16 protein-coding genes and 2 tRNA genes are annotated in these 19,255 nt (G+C 46.1%); 10 read left to right on the forward strand and 8 right to left on the reverse strand.

Annotated elements, in window-relative coordinates; translation table 11 throughout:
- The first annotated feature begins 193 nt into the window (after nucleotides 1-193).
- From L4D79_RS12655 to L4D79_RS12685, 7 genes are all read left to right on the forward strand, one after another.
- Nucleotides 194-267 (forward strand) — tRNA-Cys (locus tag L4D79_RS12655).
- Nucleotides 268-270: 3 nt separating this feature from the next.
- Nucleotides 271-346, forward strand: a tRNA-Gly gene (locus tag L4D79_RS12660).
- A gap of 231 nt (nucleotides 347-577) precedes the next feature.
- Nucleotides 578-1,327, forward strand: coding sequence for a 5-oxoprolinase subunit PxpA (locus tag L4D79_RS12665; protein WP_428651928.1), 750 nt, complete (start codon nucleotides 578-580; stop codon nucleotides 1,325-1,327).
- Nucleotides 1,314-2,033, forward strand: coding sequence for a 5-oxoprolinase subunit PxpB (pxpB, locus tag L4D79_RS12670; RefSeq protein WP_428651929.1), 720 nt, complete (start codon nucleotides 1,314-1,316; stop codon nucleotides 2,031-2,033). Before L4D79_RS12665 ends, pxpB begins: the two co-directional genes overlap by 14 nt.
- Nucleotides 2,015-2,965, forward strand: coding sequence for a 5-oxoprolinase subunit C family protein (locus L4D79_RS12675; RefSeq protein ID WP_428651930.1), 951 nt, complete (start codon nucleotides 2,015-2,017; stop codon nucleotides 2,963-2,965). Before pxpB ends, L4D79_RS12675 begins: the two co-directional genes overlap by 19 nt.
- Nucleotides 2,966-2,987: 22 nt before the next feature.
- On the forward strand, nucleotides 2,988-3,566 hold the full coding sequence (locus L4D79_RS12680) for a gamma-glutamylcyclotransferase family protein (protein ID WP_428651931.1): 579 nt from the start codon (nucleotides 2,988-2,990) through the stop codon (nucleotides 3,564-3,566).
- Nucleotides 3,550-3,801, forward strand: a complete 252-nt coding sequence (locus L4D79_RS12685) for a hypothetical protein (protein ID WP_428651932.1) — start codon at nucleotides 3,550-3,552, stop codon at nucleotides 3,799-3,801. The genes L4D79_RS12680 and L4D79_RS12685 overlap by 17 nt, the downstream gene beginning before the upstream one ends.
- Nucleotides 3,802-3,833: 32 nt before the next feature.
- Here the strand turns inward: L4D79_RS12685 and L4D79_RS12690 are convergent, their stop codons facing one another.
- Nucleotides 3,834-4,601: a DUF3108 domain-containing protein gene (locus tag L4D79_RS12690; protein WP_428651933.1), complete on the reverse strand. Its 768-nt coding sequence runs from the start codon at nucleotides 4,599-4,601 to the stop codon at nucleotides 3,834-3,836.
- A 125-nt stretch (nucleotides 4,602-4,726) separates the two neighbouring features.
- Nucleotides 4,727-6,271, reverse strand: a complete 1,545-nt coding sequence (locus L4D79_RS12695) for a long-chain-fatty-acid--CoA ligase (RefSeq protein ID WP_428651934.1) — start codon at nucleotides 6,269-6,271, stop codon at nucleotides 4,727-4,729.
- A 476-nt stretch (nucleotides 6,272-6,747) separates the two neighbouring features.
- On the opposite strand from L4D79_RS12695, the gene L4D79_RS12700 reads away from it, so the two are divergent.
- On the forward strand, nucleotides 6,748-6,969 hold the full coding sequence (locus tag L4D79_RS12700) for a hypothetical protein (protein WP_428651935.1): 222 nt from the start codon (nucleotides 6,748-6,750) through the stop codon (nucleotides 6,967-6,969).
- 139 nt (nucleotides 6,970-7,108) lie between these two features.
- The gene (locus tag L4D79_RS12705; protein ID WP_428651936.1) at nucleotides 7,109-7,579 is read left to right on the forward strand and encodes a DUF2947 domain-containing protein; all 471 of its coding nucleotides are present in this window, start codon (nucleotides 7,109-7,111) and stop codon (nucleotides 7,577-7,579) included.
- Between the two features lie 96 nt (nucleotides 7,580-7,675).
- Here the strand turns inward: L4D79_RS12705 and L4D79_RS12710 are convergent, their stop codons facing one another.
- The 5 genes from L4D79_RS12710 to L4D79_RS12730 all read right to left on the reverse strand — a co-directional run bounded on the left by L4D79_RS12710 (nucleotide 7,676) and on the right by L4D79_RS12730 (nucleotide 15,070).
- Nucleotides 7,676-9,703 carry a diguanylate cyclase domain-containing protein gene (locus tag L4D79_RS12710; protein ID WP_428651937.1) on the reverse strand — a complete coding sequence of 676 codons (2,028 nt, stop codon included), beginning with the start codon at nucleotides 9,701-9,703 and terminating at the stop codon, nucleotides 7,676-7,678.
- Complete coding sequence (locus tag L4D79_RS12715; protein ID WP_428651938.1) at nucleotides 9,696-10,259, reverse strand: YfiR family protein; 564 nt, start codon at nucleotides 10,257-10,259, stop codon at nucleotides 9,696-9,698. Before L4D79_RS12715 ends, L4D79_RS12710 begins: the two co-directional genes overlap by 8 nt.
- Nucleotides 10,259-12,370, reverse strand: coding sequence for a TonB-dependent receptor plug domain-containing protein (locus L4D79_RS12720; RefSeq protein ID WP_428651939.1), 2,112 nt, complete (start codon nucleotides 12,368-12,370; stop codon nucleotides 10,259-10,261). The genes L4D79_RS12715 and L4D79_RS12720 overlap by 1 nt, the downstream gene beginning before the upstream one ends.
- A gap of 352 nt (nucleotides 12,371-12,722) precedes the next feature.
- Nucleotides 12,723-13,550 carry a pirin family protein gene (locus tag L4D79_RS12725; protein WP_428651940.1) on the reverse strand — a complete coding sequence of 276 codons (828 nt, stop codon included), beginning with the start codon at nucleotides 13,548-13,550 and terminating at the stop codon, nucleotides 12,723-12,725.
- 221 nt (nucleotides 13,551-13,771) lie between these two features.
- Nucleotides 13,772-15,070, reverse strand: coding sequence for an outer membrane protein transport protein (locus L4D79_RS12730; protein ID WP_428651941.1), 1,299 nt, complete (start codon nucleotides 15,068-15,070; stop codon nucleotides 13,772-13,774).
- 556 nt (nucleotides 15,071-15,626) lie between these two features.
- Here L4D79_RS12730 and L4D79_RS12735 point away from each other — a divergent pair.
- A complete protein-coding gene (locus L4D79_RS12735; RefSeq protein WP_428651942.1) occupies nucleotides 15,627-17,690 on the forward strand; it encodes a carboxylesterase family protein in 2,064 nt (687 codons plus the stop codon).
- An 84-nt stretch (nucleotides 17,691-17,774) separates the two neighbouring features.
- Here L4D79_RS12735 and L4D79_RS12740 read toward each other — a convergent pair whose 3' ends face one another.
- Nucleotides 17,775-19,085, reverse strand: a complete 1,311-nt coding sequence (locus L4D79_RS12740) for an outer membrane protein transport protein (protein WP_428651943.1) — start codon at nucleotides 19,083-19,085, stop codon at nucleotides 17,775-17,777.
- Nucleotides 19,086-19,255 lie beyond the last annotated feature (170 nt).

Raw genomic sequence — 19,255 nt, forward strand, 5'->3', positions numbered from 1 at the left:
GGGGCATGGCGTTTATGCTACCGAGGCGAGCAAGCGCAACCCAATGGTTGTGGTGAAAATATCATCGTTGATGTGGGTCTTGGATGTAAAATGACCAGTTGATGATTTTTGGATTAATTTCTTATTGACTCGATTGCTCCAATGCGTAGAATGCACCCCATACCGCAGCGAGGTACACCTCGTAGGTATTGAAGGCGCGTTGGCAGAGTGGCTATGCAGCGGATTGCAAATCCGTGGACCTCGGTTCGACTCCGGGACGCGCCTCCATTTGCGACACTAGCTCAGTTGGTAGAGCGCAACCTTGCCAAGGTTGAGGTCACGAGTTCGAACCTCGTGTGTCGCTCCAAATTTAAGGAAGATGTGCTAACACGAGGAACCTCGTGTACCTAGTCGGCCACGTCTCTCCAAATTCAGAAAAAGCCCTAGCAGAAATGCTGGGGCTTTTTCGTTTCAGGTTCTCCTTACGCTCACGTTACCTTTCTGCTCGCTCCTCATCCCATTTGTTATCCCACTTGTTATACTTACTTGAGTCGATTTAATATCAATAACTTAGTTTGGTATGAAGCAGGGAGCAAATATGAAACTCAATTGTGATATGGGCGAAAGCTATGGCAGTTGGACGATGGGGAAGGACTCCGATGTGATGCCGTATGTTGACATGGCTAACATTGCCTGTGGCTTTCACGCCTCCGATCCGGATCATATGGCCAAAACCATTCAGCTGGCCGTTGAGGATAATGTTGAAATTGGTGCCCACCCCGGTTATGACGACAAAAGTGGTTTCGGACGCCGCTCAATTCCCCATAGTGCAGAGGCAATCACCCGTCTGGTTGCTTATCAAATCGGTGCGTTGGATGCGCTGTGCCAGTTATATGGCGGTGAGGTGAGTTATGTGAAGCCTCATGGGGCGCTATATAACGATATGATGGCTGATGAGGCGATATTTAAAGCGATAGTTAATGCGGTTTCTGATTTGAATCGATACCGAACTTCAGCGCTAAAATTAATGATTTTGGCCCGCTGTGATAATCAACAATATACTGATCTAGCGGCACAGTTGGGCGTCGAGCTACTGTTGGAAGGTTTTGCGGATAGGGCATATAACAGTGATGGGTTGTTGGTACCGAGGACTCAGGCTGGTTCTGTATACCATGACAGCCGTCGTATTCGCCAACAAGTTGCAGAGCTTGCCAAGGGCAAAGTCACTACCATAGACGGAAAGACGCTGGCATTACACGTTGATACGGTCTGTGTCCACGGTGACAACGATGAATCCATAGCGATCGTTCGACAGCTCGCTGAGGATCTTAGTCATGTTCAAGATTGAAGCGGTATCGGAATGCAACGCCATAGTCTACTTCGGTGATCAGATTGATCTTTTGCTTACACCTAAGATCAGCGAGTTCGTCGCTCATCTTCAATCTTTGGCTCATCCCGCCATTGTTGAGGTTATCCCGTCATATACCTCGGTACTCATTCAATATCGCCCCGATGTGCTGAGTTACGAACAGCTCTATCGCTTGCTGGTGGGATCTATTTCTCAGCTTGAGAAAGGGCCGGTTGAAGGTGTTGAGAAGGAAGGAAATTATCAAGCCAAGCAAATTACACTGCCAGTGTACTACGGAGCGGAGGTTGGCCCAGATTTAGAGGCGATTGCTGAGGAAAAAGGCTTAAGTGTTGAAGATGTCATTCATCGTCATTCCCAGCATACTTATACCGTTTGTGCTATCGGCTTTGCGCCGGGGTTCGCTTTTCTTGCCTCAGTTGATGAAACCATTGTTGTCCCTCGTCATGTTGAACCAAGGAAATGGATACCAGCCGGCAGCGTCGGCATTGCCAACCAACAGACTGCGGTTTACCCCAATGAATCCCCTGGCGGTTGGCAGATTATAGGAAATTGTCCGCTACCTTTGTTTCAACCACAGCAATCACCCATGACCCCTTTTCAGGTTGGTGATCAGGTGCAATTTACCCCTATCTCCAAGGAAGCGTTTTTACAGCAAGGAGGGCAAATATGGCCGAAATGGAAGTGATCCGCCCGGGAATGCTAACCCTTATTCAAGACATCGGGCGGTACGGTGCTGGGGGACAGGGACTGAGCCAAGGCGGCGCGGTTGATTTGCATGCTTATTGCTGGGCCAATTATTTGTTAGCCAATAAGCCGAATAGCGCAATGCTAGAAATTACCCTAGGTCAGGCTGAATTTCAGGTTTTGCACGATGGCCAAATAGCCGTTACTGGTGCCGATATGAAGCCGACCCTAGACGGTAGCCCTTTACCTATGTGGCAAAGTGTTACGGTAAAAAAAGGGCAGCGGCTTGTATTTGGCTTTGCCCGTACTGGATTGCGGGCATATTTAGCCATACAAGGTGGATTGGACGTGCCCTTGATTATGGGAAGTGCCTCAGCAGTACCGCGTAACCAATTAGGCGGCTTTCACCAAGGAAAGGGACTCGAAAAAGGCGATATCTTATCAGCCAAGCAAGTATCGGTGGATGCGCTACACATTCAGCACGAACAGGCTATAACTAGGCAGACCTCAGCGCGGTTTATTCCGGATTACAGCACCCCGATTCAGTTGCGAGTGATTGAGTCCTATCAGCATGAGAGATTTCCCGAAAGGGAAAAACAGCGCTTCTATGCCGGTCGCTATACTGTTAGTCAGGAAACTGATCGTATGGGTTGCCGGTTATCCGGTGAGCCCGTCCACGCTGAAATCGAAGGCATTGTTTCTGAAGGTATTGCGCTTGGTGCGATTCAGATCCCCCCCAATGGGCAGCCAATTGTTTTACTCAATGACAGGCAAACTCTTGGCGGGTATCCCAAGCTCGGCTGTGTCGCCCGAGTCGATTTGCCCCGTTTGGCTCAAGCAAGACCGGGTACCGAAGTGGTATTCAAACGTGCTACATTGGCTGAGGTTATTGATCAATGGCTGCGATTTTCGCGCTTTTTTGGGTTTGAATAATTAGAGAGGTACTTACAGGTTTATGTACATTTTTGGTTACGGAAGTTTGATTAACCACGCTTCTCGGTTGCTCACCGGGCAGGCGAAAGAAGCACAACCCGTTACTGTCCATGGTTTGCAGCGGTATTGGGGTAAAGTCGACAGCACCTACCATATTTCTCCGCTTGTGGCTGCGCCCGGTGACGGTGTCTGTAATGGTGTGTTGGTTAAAGTGGATGAAAAGTCGCTGCAGCAATTTGACCACCGAGAAAAAGGCTACCGTCGTATAGAGCTTGATCCTACTCAGTTAGAGAGCCTCCAGCCGATAGAGGGCCATTTACCGGTGTGGGTATATACCAAGGCGGATCATGAGCCTCCCTGTCATATCCAGCCGATCATGCAGACTTATGTGGATACGGTTCTTGCTGGGTGCCTATCAATATCGAGCTCTTTTGCCAAAACATTTGTCGATACGACCCAAGGCTGGCATCATCCTTTGGAAAATGATCGCCACGAGCCGAAATATGGCAATCATGCGGGTGTCCGTGATGATCATTTAGCGCGGATCGATCAACTTCTGGCACAGGTAAGAACAAAGCATCACCATGGCAAAACCGAATAAGAAAGGCCCAACCAAAACTGTCGACATCTATTGTGCGGGCTGCAAAACCCAGTTGTACAAATACCGCAAAGGAGGCAAGGGGGCCTTGGTGAAGTGCTTCAAGGAGCGGATAGTTAAAGACTTTACTCAGCAGGAAGGAATATGTCCCAACTGTGAACAAGCCTTTGCCAGAGACACCCTGATACGCGGCGCACCGGCGTTGAAAATGATAGGTGGCAAAGTGACGATGAAGTAGCCCGGCTTCCTAGGTGAAATAACAGACTGGGGTTAGGGGGTATTCGGTGCGGCGGTTAGTGAGAATTGACTTGTCGGGGGACAGACCTTTTTATTACTGAGCAAGACGGCTTTGAGATCCAATATTTTGCGTTTATAGGTGGCACGGACCAGTTGGTAGTCCACCTCCGGTGAGAACCACATCACAAGCTTTCTGTCACTTTTCTTAATTTGCTCAACTCTGATGGTATTGATGCTACCGAAGTTAGAGTTGATCCGCTCCTTGCCTTTGACCTGAAAGTAGTAACGGTTTACATCGTCTGTATCTTGTAGATTGTATTCAAATTGCGTCTTCCCTTCGATCAACCCCAGCCTCATTTGGCTGCCTAGCGCATCGGCATCGAGTAGGGGGAGGGCATCACTGGTAAAAGAAGATACTTTCCCATCGGCGGTGACTTTGGATGATGTTCCGTTGTCATTAAATGATACCTCTGTTTTGCCGCCCAATAAGCCTTTGACTTCGCGCTGGAAGCCTTTGGAGAGAAAGCTTTGTTGCTCTTCTGACCAGAAGACGTTGCTTTGCTGGTTGAATCGGGTTTTTGTCGCCAGTACTTCGATATTGCTGTAGGCATTAATTTGGGCTTGTTTATCCTGCCAGCGTAGGACCCGGGTCATCTGGCCAATTCTTAGGTTATTGAAAAAAAGCTGGTAGGTGAGTGTTTTTGTACACTGGTGAAAAGCAGGGGCAGGTTCTGCATGACTTTGGGATGAGGCGGAAATGCCAAGGTAAGCCAGTAAAAGCAAAAAAAGGTTAACCTGCACACTGACACCTTCAAGATACAAGACGTTGGACAATGTAATTAAATTAGCAGGGCTAGCGGTAATATGCCAAATTGGCCTGTCTTATCAACAGGCCAACAGGTAATAACAAGGTGTGCAGGTTGCTGCTATTTAAGCAAGCGTTTGAGGATTTTACCGGTCGCCGTCATTGGTAGGGTGTCGACAATCTCAATCTGGCGTGGATATTTGTAATCGGCCAAGCGTTCTTTACCCCACGCAACCAATTCTTTGTGGGTTGTGGAGGCATTTTCCTTCAAGATCACGAATGCCTTGGCTTCTTCACCATACGTTTTATGCGGAACCCCAATTACCGCAATCATTTGAACATCTGGGTGAGCCATAAAGGTCTCTTCAATATCCCGCGGGTAAATATTGAATCCTCCCCGGATAATGACTTCTTTCAAACGGTCGACAACATACACATAGCCGTCATCATCCATCCGGACGATATCGCCGGTGTGTAGCCATCCATCTACAATCGCCTGAGCGGTTTCTTCCGGCTTTTTGTAATAGCCCTTCATGACGTTATGGCCACGGATCAGCAGTTCACCCTCTTTACCGCGAGGTTGCTCTTGCCCATTGTCATCGACCACTTTCATTGCCACGCCTGGCAACGGTTGGCCAATACTGCCGGGCTTGCGTTCATACTCCAAATGGTTGAAGGCAGCAACCGGTGATGATTCTGACAACCCATAGCCTTCGATGACGGGAACCTTGAGTTTTTCTTCGAACTGCTTAAGGATCTCAACCGGCATCGAGGCACCTCCGGAAATAGCCACCTTCAGGTTGGCTGCAATTTCATCGAGATCGTCACTGCCGTGTTTTTCGGTAAAGGCGAGTAAGCCCATAAACATTGTCGGTACCCCAGCCATATGGGTCACTTTGTGGCGATGCATTTGCTGGAGAACCTGTTTTGGTACAAAGCGCGGGATCAGAACCAGTGCGCTACCGGCAAGGATTGACGTGTTCATGATCAGTGATTGGCCGAATGTATGGAATAGCGGCAAGATAGCGATGCTGACATCCGAGCCTTTCTGGTTGGTTAGTGCTTGGCAGGCTTGAGCATTACACAGCATGTTACTCTGGCTCAGCTCCGCACCCTTGGCTCGTCCAGTGGTACCAGAGGTGTAGAGGATCACGCAGGTATCCTCTGCCCGGCGGTAGATGGCTTCAAATTGATCACTGCCTGACTCCAGCCATTGGTTGAAGCGATGGACACCCTCTGGGAGCGGATCACCGCATCCAGATTCAATGGAAATAAAGTGCTGGCAGTTTGGTGTTTGGCTAAATCCTTCGAAGCAATATTCACCGCTAGGTAAGGCACTGTTGCCCTGGAAACTAATAATGGCAACCGCGTCGGAGTCGTTCAGGTGGTAAGCCACCTCTGGCCCTTTGAGCATAATATTCAGCGGGACAGTAACGGCTCCTACTTTTTGGATTGCATAATAACCAATGACGAAGGCGGGCATATTGGGGCAAGAGATCGCGACTTTGTCGTCGGGCTTGATGCCTAGTTTGCAAAGGTGATTGGCAATGGCATTCACCATTTTATCCAATGCCCTGAAGTTAATTTTTTCGTCGTTAAATATCAGTGCCGTGTCGTTTCCACGGAATTCGGCATTGCGTTCAAGATTGGTGGCTAAGTTGTACATAAGCTAAGTTGTTATAGGTATTTGTTTTTGATTGTAAGTCCTCATTAAGGTAACGGCTATACCCAAGTGGCTTCAAGTTGCAGAATTCAGAACTCCGACAGGAAATTTATTTGGATGCTATGCAGTGTTCGTGGTGTCTGTGTTAGTACCGTTTGATTTAGAGCGAGTGCAGATTGAAGGTGAGATGTATAGCAAATCTAACATCACTGTATACATTGATTAACCCCTTAAAAATGAATATTTTCTGTCATTCGGGTTAATTTTTCATGATGTAATTAGTTCTTATAATTCATGTGCTTATGGTAGTGATATTTAAGACCTAACAAGCATGACTTTGCACTTGATAATAACACCTTGAAATATAAGGGCATCAAAAATCGTCCTTAGCGGCTATTTATGAAGTTTACGAGTCCTTTATTTGACGATTTTCTTAACGCCTCCTATTTTTATTTGGGCTCAATCAATAGAGGTGTGTAATGATGAAGAAAATGAACTCGGCTTATCGCTTACAAATCATCAAAGAAGTTGCGACTCGCCGCCGTTTGACGACCGGTGGTGATCCAATGGCATGCCACATATCTAAGTTGATTGAATCCAATAAACAAGAGCCAGCAATAACCGAAAAGCATTATACCAATTGTCATTTTGATGATGCGGTAGGTGGCTGGGTAAGTAATTTGTGGGATCAGAAAAAATAGTCAGATAAATCAGCAAAACATCGGGCGGTATGTCACCGCTCGTGTTGAGTGCAGTAATTAATCTTTAATTCCGATATTTGCTGGCACAAAGGGGGCGACTCAGGTACATTTCTCCCGTCTTAAATTGTTAGGTCGTCCCATGAACTACGTAGAGTTAGATAGCTATTCCCGTAAGTGGATTTTTACCCACGCATCCATGCCTGTTGCTGAATCAGATCTGGCGCTAATCAAGCCGTATACCCAAGCGCGATCTTCCCAGATCTGGGGTGAGCATGTTAGCCGTCAAAGTCCTGATGCCGATCATTTCGAGAAAGGTGATTGGGCGCATAACGACAAGATTTGGTCGGAATACATTGACTGGCAAGCTGCTTGGGATAGCGATGAACCTGAGTTGCCGGAAGAGATGTTGTCGTTTCTCGATTGGGAAGATAATACGACCGTGTACTTTTGCTATGAAAAATACAATGTGATCGAAACCAAGTGGGGCGTGTTCAAGCGTAACTGGAAAAACTTCCTGTTCTTCGATGATGGTCCAATGCTGCTAGGCCGTAAAAAAACACAAGTTGTTTGGTTTAGTTCTAAAGGAACTTTCCGTTTGGCTAACCGCTAGACGCCGACACCTCGGATTCGTAATGTCATACAGCACCACCACAGCCATAAAGCACTGAAGTGGTAGCAAGTTACCGTTATACCCAAGGCTATATACTCATTTGCCATTTGCCACCGTTTCTGGCTCAAGATGCTGGGAAGGTAGATAGTGAATGAGCTGGCCTTTACCTTTCAGTTTTGCTTTATACATCGCTTTATCTGCCCGCCTCAAAATATCATTGATATTCTGATACTCATCATTTTGAACGAGATAGCTACCAATACTCGCCCCGATGTTTAAATGATAATTCTCAATCTTTATTGGTGCAGAAATGCGCTGCATAATTTGTTGGCAGGTATTCTGTATTTTCGACGGTTTTTGCCCTTCGGATAAAACAACCACGAATTCATCACCGGCGATGCGGGCGACAACATCCTGGTCATTAACGGCTTGGGTGAGTCGATTGGCAATAGTAATCAGTACTTGATCGCCAATATCATGGCCAAAATTGTCGTTGATATTTTTAAACCCATCCAAATCAAGAAACAGCACACAAAAGGAATGGCCTGATAGTTGTTGTTCACGAAGCTTGTCGTAAAGGGTTTGATATAATTTACCGCGATTTGGCAAGTTAGTCAGTATGTCATGGTTAGCCTGATATTCGAGTTGCTTCATTTTTTTCATGGAACGTAGATCGGATCCGATCACGACAGTTTGCTGATCTTGGCTATGGGGTTCGTTAATTTGGCTGACCCGAATATACAGGGGAAGCTCCTGGCCATCTTTGGTCTGGAGGTTGATCTCGCCATGCCATTGCGTTTGGGTGGCAAGTGCTTCTTTTATCAAGGGGACAACGGGGGAAAATTTATCCTCGTCGATAATACGGTAATAATGCTGACCTAAAATATCGTCCTCGCTGAACCCTGATAGACGAATAAAAGTCGTATTGACCATGGTGATTCGAGCATCACTATCAAACAGTAAAATCGCATCCTGACTGTTGTCGAAGACTTTGGTGACGAGCTTTTGCTGTCTATCGGCACGCTGACACTCAGTCACGTCCTCAATGGCAAAGAGCGCTTGCTGCTTATTTCGAAGTGGCCGGCTTACCAGCTGAAATACTCGCATTTCTTGAGAATGGGCGCGGCTTTCAATTACCAAGTGTTCAATCTCTTGGTGTTTGTTGAGCTTGTTATTAAGTAACAGCTGGAAAGCGTCTCGTTCTGTGGGTTGCAGAATATCAATTAGAGGTTTATTGAATAGCTGAAAGGACGATAACTCGAACATTTTTTGGCAAGCTTCATTTGCCAGCGTGATCACCCCTTCGTTGTCGACAACGATCAGGGCGTGCTGCACTGTTTCAATCACTTCATCGGCAAATGCTTTTTCCATCGCGAGCTTTTGCATGGCATTTCGTAGCTCTATGTTACGTTGGTTGATGGTGTGCACCATGTTGTTAAATCCAAGAGTTAACTCATTAAGCTCGTCATTGGTATATTGGCTGTGGGGTATAGGCCGGTGTTCATCACCTTTGATTAGCCGACGAATGCCTTTATTGATCTCGGTGATCGGCGTAACCACCCAGTGCTGGATCCGGTTGATAAAATACAGGCTAGTAATGATCAATATGAGAAACAGAAACAAGCTGACCTTTAGGTGGGTTATTTGGATTTCATTGATTTTAAGTAGAGAAACTGCGAGATGGATATGGGCAATTTCCTCACCGTCAATGGTGACAGGCACGATGAGGTAGAGATTGTCCTTGCCAAAATAGTATCCATTTTGACGGATGTTTTGTTGCTGTATTTCATTTGGGGCAACATAAGTGAGTTGTTTGTTTTCAAATCCAGCAAACAAAGAGTGATCAGGCAACTCGAGCCGAGCTCTTGCTATTAGACTGTCGGCCTTCAGGGCTGACAGAACTTCTTTGGCGGCAAAAGTATCATGGAACAAAACGGGGGCCGACAAGTTGCTACCGACGCCTTTGGCAAGCACTTGGGTTCTAGAGACGAGGTTTTCACGCTCAATCGATAGGTAGCTCTGGTAGCTGATAAATTGAAACCCGATCAATACCAGCAAGTTAAAAGTCATAATCGGAAAAGATAAGCGTTGGTTGAGGGTGAGGTTTTTGAGCCAATTATTCATGGGTACCTCCATTTTCCCCATCGGAACCTGCGATAAGTAAGGCAATACGTAATAGCTGTGAACTGACTTCTAGCTGGCCATTTTGTATGTTGTCGCGATGCAAGGCGGGTTTTATCTGATAATTCAATGTTCGTAATTCGATCATCCCCCCCTCGGAGAGCATATTGGGTGAATCACTAATAGTGAGTAGGCCCTTATACTGCGGTAGTGGCGTAATAGGCTGAATGGCATCATGGGTGATGAAAAGAAGGTCGCAATGCAACGCTGCATCTGTCAGCGAAGAGGTTGCTTTAAGTTCACCTCTTGAGCCCGGTTGTGCAAACAAGGCGTGTAAACTGCGGGTCGTTTTATCTTCACCTAGAGTACAGTACTTTATGTTATTTTTTTTTCCCTCTGGCCAGCGGATAAAGCTTGCGAGGCGATAGACATAAACAGCCTTAATATCGTATTCAGAAAAGCTTTGGCTGTGCTGGTTTTTTGCTTGCGCAGCCCAACTGAATGGCAGAGCCAAGCAAGCTATCGTGGAAAGTAAAGTCGGATACCATCGACGGAGCATTATTGGAACCCCCAACTTGCCTTGAGGATTACAGTTTGATCAATGCGGGCCATGCCTGGCATATCCTCATAAGGTTTTTTTCCAAGGGCATCAGCTATCAATTCCATACGGGGCCAATGAGGTTTTTCATGCCATGCGACTCTGGCATCAAGCGTGCTGATAGATCGGGCCTGCAGTAAGGTATGGTTTGTCGACACGGCACTTTTATGCTTGAACCATAGGTCGAGCTGCCATTCTGGTGTGACCTGCCACAGGGTCTGCAAGGAGAGCAAATGTGCGGGTTGGTGTTCGTATAACAGCTTGCTGCCGGTAGTTGTGTTAGGTTCACAGTTAGCATGGCCGGAACAAGATGCAGAGGTCTGAATATAGCTATAGCTGGTATTGATAGTGAACGATGGTAGGGGATACCAGCTGACGGCCGTTTCAAATCCATAGTTCTCCAGCTTTAAGTTATCACTGTAGGTCTGCACTAGCGTAAAGATCTCGCTGGGAAGCTGTGTACCATCCATACATTGGCCATAAATACAAAGCCATTGACTGTCACTTTCCATCAATAGGTTATCGTAGTGGCTGTAAAAAATAGTGCTGTCTATCGTTAAGCTATCGGAGACAAAATAGCGATGGCCCAAATCCAGGGTCACCACCGACTCAGTATCGAGATCCTCATTGGCTGCCGTGTAAACAAGGGCTGGACGGTTGTCCTGGCAGTCTGCGTTTAGGCATACAGAAGACAAAAAGTATCCATCTGTTTTAGTAGCAACAAAAGAAGGGGTGACCACAGCACGTGCGGCACCGAGCCAAAATTGTTGGTTGTTGCTAGGTTTGTACAGTAAACGTGCCTGAGGTTGAAGTTCGGTACTGTTGTTGAGGCTGAAGTGTTCCACCTTGACACCTAACGTTGAGGTCAGTGTTTCTGTCAACTCGGATTCCAGCTGAAAATAGGCATTTAAAATGGTATCAGTGCCAATTGGATCGCGGCTGTATCGTCCCCAAGGTTCAATATGGCTGTAGCGGTTATCAGGGTAGGGTGCCGCTCGGCGGTGGATAACACGAGCCCCACCACCAAGAGTGAGCTGGTGGTCGGGGTTGAGTTGCTGGTGGGCGAGAGCATCCAGATCCAACGTATGGAACTTCCCTGCCGCAGAGGGCTCATCAGTCGAATTGGTATCGGCCCACAGGTTTAATTCATAGAAGCCGTTGTCGTGCTGCTCTTGCCAATTGGCACTGATGTACGCCCCCTCTGAATAGACGTCAAGTTCTGTTTCATGGTAAAAGCTGTAAGGAGACATTGATGAAAAGTCGGCATAAAGCCAATTGTGATCAGACTTGGTTTGATAACCGCCGACTTGAAGGGTAATTTTACGATTATCTTGGCTGATATCCGCTCTTATTCCGCCGCGAAGGTTGCGCCAGGAGTCATCATTTTCAATGTAATAATCGCCTTTTACCCCTTTTACAAACGCCCGGGCGGTGACATTGTCATTGAGTCGAGTTCCGTAACGGTAATTTAGATCTCGGTATCCATAGTCACCACCGGCTATTTCCCCATAGTGACCAAGTGTATCTTGGCTGTCTTTAGTGATGATATTGACCACACCGTTGGCGGCATTGCCACCCCACATAGTGCCTGCGGCCCCCCGAATAACTTCGATCCGATCAATGTCTTCAAGCAGGGTATCGATGGTGTGCCAGAATGTACCAGACATCAAGGGGCTGTAAACTGTGCGGCCATCGACCATGACGAGTAGTTTGTTGAACAAGACTTCATTGAGCCCACGCAACGACACCTGCCAATTGAACTCTGAAATACGGGTTACCTGTACACCTGGCGCCAAAGCGAGCGCTTCGGCTATCGAGCGAACACCGCTTCGTCGGATCTGCTCATTGCTAATAACATAGACAGCGGCCGGAATATCTTTCAGTGATTGTGGTTTTTTTGCGGCAGACGTGACGTGGATATCGGCCATTGTGAGCTCTTCGAGGCTCATGGACATTAATTGCGTGAGATCGTTGGCCTGTCCCTTTACGCTACATAGGCCAACCAGTACTGGCAGTAAAATCTTGCTGCGGGTCAATATCAACAAGTCTGAGCGTAAAAAGGGTACCGGCATAATGTAGCGACCTGTCAACATAGGTGGAATTAGATAGTAAGATAATAAAATAAAACCTTTAATTTTAAAGGTTTATGTTATTTTTATGATTTCTGGATATATCGTTATTAGGAATGTGCTGGCAGGGGTTGTATCTGATGTATTCTTTTTGGGGATGTGCTAAGGGCAGAAAATTGTCACGCTTTTTCGCAATAGCAAAACTGCGGTAATTGCTGGTTGAGTTTTGAACAGGATGGGTCAAAAGCAACCCGAACTCAGAGAGTGGAGAGTGGGTAGGCGGTAAAAAGCGTCAAAAAATTGAGTGTTATATTTTGTGATGAAGATCACTTAATGGCCGTGCTGTGGAGCAAGATCACTTTCTTGATGTGAGCAAATGATCGATGTTTTGTGTCGCTTTTGTCATGTTCTGCGGTGACGAGTGGACTGAATGCTGGTTTGAAAATAGTGGTTGTTGTTGGGGTTTGCCTGTAGCGATAAAGATCCTTGCACCGAGCTTACTTGTTCTGATCTCTATCGGTAAAGATGACGGGACCAATGTTGCCATTTGCTGATGGTGAAGTTGACTGCCGCTAATGTACACGCTACCTGAGCGTAAATAAACAAATCCGGCAATTTGCTCCGGATCGGTATCAAAAGACCAACAACCATAAGGAGCGATCATGATATCGAGGAAGGTCATTGGAATACTGTATTTAACTGGACTGGCAGCGCCTTTGTAGCGTCCGATAATCACCTTTGTGGTTGAATCATGCTCCTCAATCAAAGGCATTTTCTGGGCGTGCAAGTTGATACAGCTAGCCGGTGCCATTTCGATTTTCCCTGCCGGCAGAACGGTGCCGAGGCTAAAAGACTCTACTTGCCCATTTTGTGGGGTCATGATCTCTTTGTGAATGACGCCGTCGCCCGACGTCATGATATGTACATCACCGCTGGCAAGCGTAACATGGTTGCCAGTTGAGTCATGGTGGCTTAGCTTGCCGATCACGGGGTAGCAGACAGTATCAATACCCGAATGGCTTTGGTAGTCGAGTCGCTTAGCATGAAGCAACGCTTTGGCGGTGAAATGATCCCATTGCACAAACGGGTTAAGTTCTTCAAGTTCTGACGGCTTGATAAAAGTGGTCTGGAGGCCACGCTTTGTGCCAAAACGAACTTTATGTACGGTTCTTGTTTTTCTCATGGTGTTGACCAAGATCGTGATGAGAAGATGGGCATGGGATCAAAGAAAAAAGCCAAGTCTAAGAAACATGCTGTAATCATGAAATTGATACAATAAATCTTAGACCCAAGACAGGTGCTTCACCATGCTAATTTATGAAAAAAAACAAAAACATTGAGATCTAAAAAAGCGAAAACCCAAGAGAGTTTTCGCCCTTTATGTTGAGCAGTATGAACTACAGCTTAAAACGAACGGCTATATTGTAAGCCGAACAAGATAGCATCGGCACGTGTCGTTGCCCCGGTAATGGATGGAGCATCCAGCTCTGGACTTAATTTTTCGTCAAAAGTGACATCTTGACCGACGAGGTAAGTCAAACCAAAATCGATACTCTCTTTTTGACTGAGATGGTAGCTAAAGCCTGCAGAGAACCACTGACGATCAGAATCCGGAATTGAGATCGATTTCAGTTCGTCGGTTGCCGCGATGTCGTACATGTAACCAGCACGCAGTGTCCAGTCATTGTTCAGGTAATAAGTACCACCGACGGAAATATGGCCGGCATCTTTCCATTGATAATCTTTTTCAATGGCGCCGATATGCAGTGTATCGAATGCGCTCCATTCAACCCATTGTAGGCTGTAGTGGGCCGCGAATTTGTCGCTTAGGCGATGGTAACCTGAAAATTCGGCGATATCTGGTAGGGGTAAATCCATAGAGCCAGCGGTTTGCATGCCACCCATGACATCGCCTTTCGCTTCAACGGTTGGGCTGTAGCGGTAGCTAAGGCCAAAGCGGTGATTTTCATTGATCTCGTAAACCAAACCGGCGTTCCAGCCAAGCGCTGTACCCGATGCATCAACGTCCAAGACATTTTGTTTTAGCTCGGTACAGAAGAGCGGGCTGCCCATAACGGCAGGGCAAACTTCTGCATCAAAATCGCGGGATAGTTCACCTACACCGTAGATGATGTCTAGGCCCGCACCGACACTGAGGTGCTCATTGAGGCGATAGGATAGGCTCGCCCCTAGGTTCATGCTTTTAACGCTTGTTTTGCCGCCGAAGATGGAGGCTGAAAAGTCGTCTTCAAATTCGGTTGCGGTGCCAAAGTTCGAGTATGCAGACAAGCCCCATGCCCATTTCTCATTTATAGGCATTACAAGGTGCAGGTTGGGTACCAATGAAGTGCCACCAATGTCATCAGTGCCTGAAATATCGTAGCTGTTTGATTCCACGCCCAGGATTTCACCATCTATACCAGCGATCACTTTGGGTTGGTGGTAAGTACCTGATTTCACTTTGACATCAGTAGCGATGACATTGAAACCCAGAGAAAAGTTAGCCTCTTTAAATAAAGCCATTGCCGCTGGGTTACGGGCAGCTACCGAGGCATTGTCTGCAATCACTGCGTCACCGGCAAAAGCACGGCCAAGACCCGTTGCAGATTGACTATTTAATTGGAACCCTGCTGCTAGTGAGGGCGTTGAATAAAGTGCAATAGCCGAAACTACAGCACTTGTTAAAAGGCGCTTCTTGAACATGTGTATATATCTTTTTTAATTATTGAATTTGGCGTTTTAATATCGCCATAAATTATGTTGCGATTCTAGAGTGAGTATTTATTTAAACAACTCTGACCAGTTGTTAATAATATATTTGTTTTGATGTTGTGGTGAGTGGTGTTAAATACTATAGTTTAATTATTATGGGGTGAAATACGTCTAAATTTTATATTTAAATTTACAATGTTTCGGTTGTGATATGAGGCAAGTTAACCATCCATATTAGGATTGATGTATCTAATTTTTTACCATGGATGATAGCTATATGTCTATGATTCTTATAGTTATTAAAAAATACCATTCAGCAGGGGTATAGGTGGGGCTGGTATATGCTTTATTGTTTTGGATTTAACTGTTTTGTTTCATGTTCTAGTGTTTATTAAAACGTCAGACCAGATCAATATTCGATTTAATTTCACAATAGATTAATTATAATAAAAGCATACAAGAACCTTTATTATAAACGATGGGATAATATCTCGTTGCTTAAAGGTGCTTATTAATAAAAAACAAGAAGCATATAAAGACTATAATTATGAAAATTTATTCCCGCTCTATAATTGCAACGGGCATCGCGTTGGCCTTGGTTGCTTGTAATAATGATTCATCAACATCAGGCAAAGAAAATGTTTTGCCGTCAAATGTGACTGTCGAGGTGGGCGAAGCCCAGATTACAGGTTTGGTTGAAAAAAGTGCCATCAGTAATCTGGCTGGTCAGGCTGAAACCGTTGAGATCGAAGCATTTAAAGGTATTCGTTTTGCTAGTGCTGAACGTTTCGAGCACAGTAAGCTAACCAATCCAACAGGGGATATAGATGCCTCAGAGTTTGGTGCCATTTGCCCGCAGCTTGGTAACTCTGAAACCGAACAATCGGAAGACTGCTTGAGTCTTAACATTTGGCGTCCAGTTCCTACTGCCGACCAGAAACCATTACCTGTATATGTTTTCATCCATGGTGGTTCATTTGAAAGTGGTGCCGGTTCATCGCCTTTGAACCAAGCTGATACCATCGTTGCGCAGAGTATTTCTGATACTGCCCTTGGTAAGCGAGAGAAGCCGTTTATTGCTGTGTCGCTTAACTACCGCGTTGGCTTATTAGGAAGTAAGTGGGTCAACGTAGAAGAGCAGCCTCAGGGCGGCAACTTCGGTATCGGAGATCAGAAAAAGGGGCTTGAGTGGGTAAATAAATACATATCTCAGTTTGGTGGAGACAACACCAATGTGACCGTATTCGGTGAGAGTGCTGGTGCGATGTCGATTGGTATTTTGCAACAGGACAACACGATCGCAGGGCCTTACTATCAGCGTGCGATCATGCAGAGCAACCCGTATGGTATTGCCTATAAAGACTACGGCTCTGCCAAGCGCTTAGAAGAGCAGCTAGATGCGCAAGCGCAGGAACAGTTTCAAAAGCCGCTAGAAGCGCTAAGTCTTGATGAATTGAAGGTGATCCAGGCTTATGCCAAAGAACCAATGCAATTGGTAACCGGGCTTGTGACTTCTTTCCCTGCGACATCAGGCTTTTTGCCGTTTGCTCCTTATATTGAAAGTAGAGAAAAGAGCATTATCGGTGGGGGAGAGATTGAAGGTTACCACGTCGTTGAGCAACCGATTGATACACAGTTTCATGTTCCTACCGTCGTAGGCTTTAACACCGATGAAGCGAATATCTTTACCTCGATGTTGGATTGGCTGTTCCTGTACAACATCACGACAGTTGATCCGGCTACAGGCGAGCGAGTGCCTTTGATCATGCCGGGTGTTTCTCAGAGTGATACAACCGATATCAGCGCGCCGAAAGAAGAAGTTATTGCACTAATCAAAAAATACTATTGGGGTGTTTGGGCAATTGACCGAGATCTGGCTGCCAAGATGAAGGCGATTCAAAAAGAGCTTGAAGCTATGCCGGATGAAGTCATTACCCGGCAAAACCTGTACCCGATCATTACCCGTTTGTTCTTGGGACTTCAGAACCAAACGGCAAACAACGCATTGGAGTTTGCTGATTATGCCCCGTTTGATGATAAAACCTTAACCGGTAACGGTGTAGACGGTGAGAAAGGGGCGCTGGGTAATATCGGCCAAATCCGTAAATTAGCGAATGACCTATTATTTACCTGTGCTGCGCGTAATGTCGTCGATAATCAAATTCAGACTGACAAGAATACGACTTTGTACCACTACGATTACACATCGAGCATCAATATCTGGCCATTTGGCCACGGTACCATGGGTGATTTGGCAGCATTGAGTTGTAGCAATACAGACGGTACTGGTAAAGCGTGTCATGCATCAGAATTGCCGTTTGTATTCAACAAGGCGGTGAATATCGCTGGCGATAAGATTTATCCAAACAAGCAAGATCGTAAATTGATGAACACCATGTCACGAGTTTGGTTTACCGATGCGTTGTTCGATGAATACCTGCGCAACAGTACTGACAGGGTATTGATGATCAATGCTGAGGGTGAGTTTGTAGAGCAAGTGGATTGGGATAGAGCATATAACCCAGCGCAAGATGCAGGCCTGAGCAATTACGGTGGCATTTGTGATGGACTTATTGGTGAAGAGATTTTGTTTGATTACTTTCCTAAGTAAGCCATTAGCTAAGTAAGAGACTTGAGCAAAAAAAGCGGAAACCAACATGGTTTCCGCTTTTTCTTTTGAACTTAAGCTTAGCAATTAGAAGCTGCGGCTGTATTGTAGGCCGACGAGGATTGCATCTGCACGGGTCGTGGCTGACACGCTGGTACCGATGTCACCGATTGGAGTATCAACGCCCATGAACTCGTCGACTTGGGTATCTTTACCAAGGAGGTAGGTGGCACCAAAATCGATATTTGAACGAGAGTCAATGTGGTAGGTAAAGCCTGCCGATAACCATTGGCGATCCGAATCCGGGATAGAAATAGACTTGATTTCGTCCGTAGCGGCTACGTCATACATGTAGCCAGCGCGCAGCGTCCAATCATTGTTCAGGTAGTAAGTACCACCGACTGAAATGTGGCCAGCATCTTTCCATGCATACTCTTTTTCAATACCGGCCATTTGTAATGAATCAAAGGCACTCCACTGTACCCATTGCACACTATAGTGCGCGGCAAATTTATCGGCTAGGCGGTGATAACCTGAGAACTCGGCCATGTCCGGTAGTGGCATGTCCATTTTATTGGTATCGCCGGTAATCGTATTAACGTCACCTTTGGCTGTGACGGTCGGGCTGTAGCGGTAGGAAAGACCAAAGCGATGATTGTCGTTCAGCTCATAAACCACGCCAATATTACCACCGACAGCAAAGCCAGATGCATCGACATCAAGGGCGTTGAATTTGTGGGTATTACATTGCCAGTCTGGGTTCCAGATACTGCCTTCGTTTTGGCAGTTTTCAAAATCTATATCACGCTTTAGCTTACCGATACCATAAATCAGATCCAGACCGGCACCTAAGCTCCATTGCTCGTTCAGGCGGTATGAAACACTGGCACCAAAGTTCATGCTCTTAATATCGGTTGTACCGCCAAATACGGAAGCGGCAAAGTCATCTTTAAACTCGGTACCGGTGCCAAAGTTGGAATAAGCGGAGAGACCCCATGCCCACTGATCATTGACTGGAACAACTAAGTAGAAGTTAGGAACTACAGCAGTACTACCAATACCGTCAGTACCTGAAATATCGATTTCATTGTTACCAGGAACAGGACCCAGAGCGGTATCTGTGACCTTAAATTGATTATAAGTACCGTCTTTAATACGTACGTCAGTGTCAATAACAGTGAAACCCAAGGACATGCTGGTTTCTTTGAACATCGCCATGGTTGCAGGGTTGCGGGCCATCGCTGAGGCATTATCTGCAATAACAGCATCACCCGCAAAAGCGCGGCCAAGGCCAGTCGCTGATTGGCTATTGAGTTGGAAACCTGCTGCCATGCTTTGTGCAGACGCAACAGAGAGTGCCGTTAATACAGCACAGGATAACAAACGCTTCTTGAACATATAGAATTCTTTAATATTATGTAATTAGTTTTATAGCGATTAATGCATGCGCATAAATTCGAGAGAATTCTAGGAGGGAGTGTAAATACAACAAATCTGACCAGTTAATTATGTTTTGTTGTGGAGGTGTTGGAATTATTAAATATATTCGAGTGATGGTGTTTTCGTTG

It is taken from the genome of Photobacterium satsumensis (assembly GCF_050336935.1).
Taxonomy (GTDB): domain Bacteria; phylum Pseudomonadota; class Gammaproteobacteria; order Enterobacterales; family Vibrionaceae; genus Photobacterium; species Photobacterium satsumensis.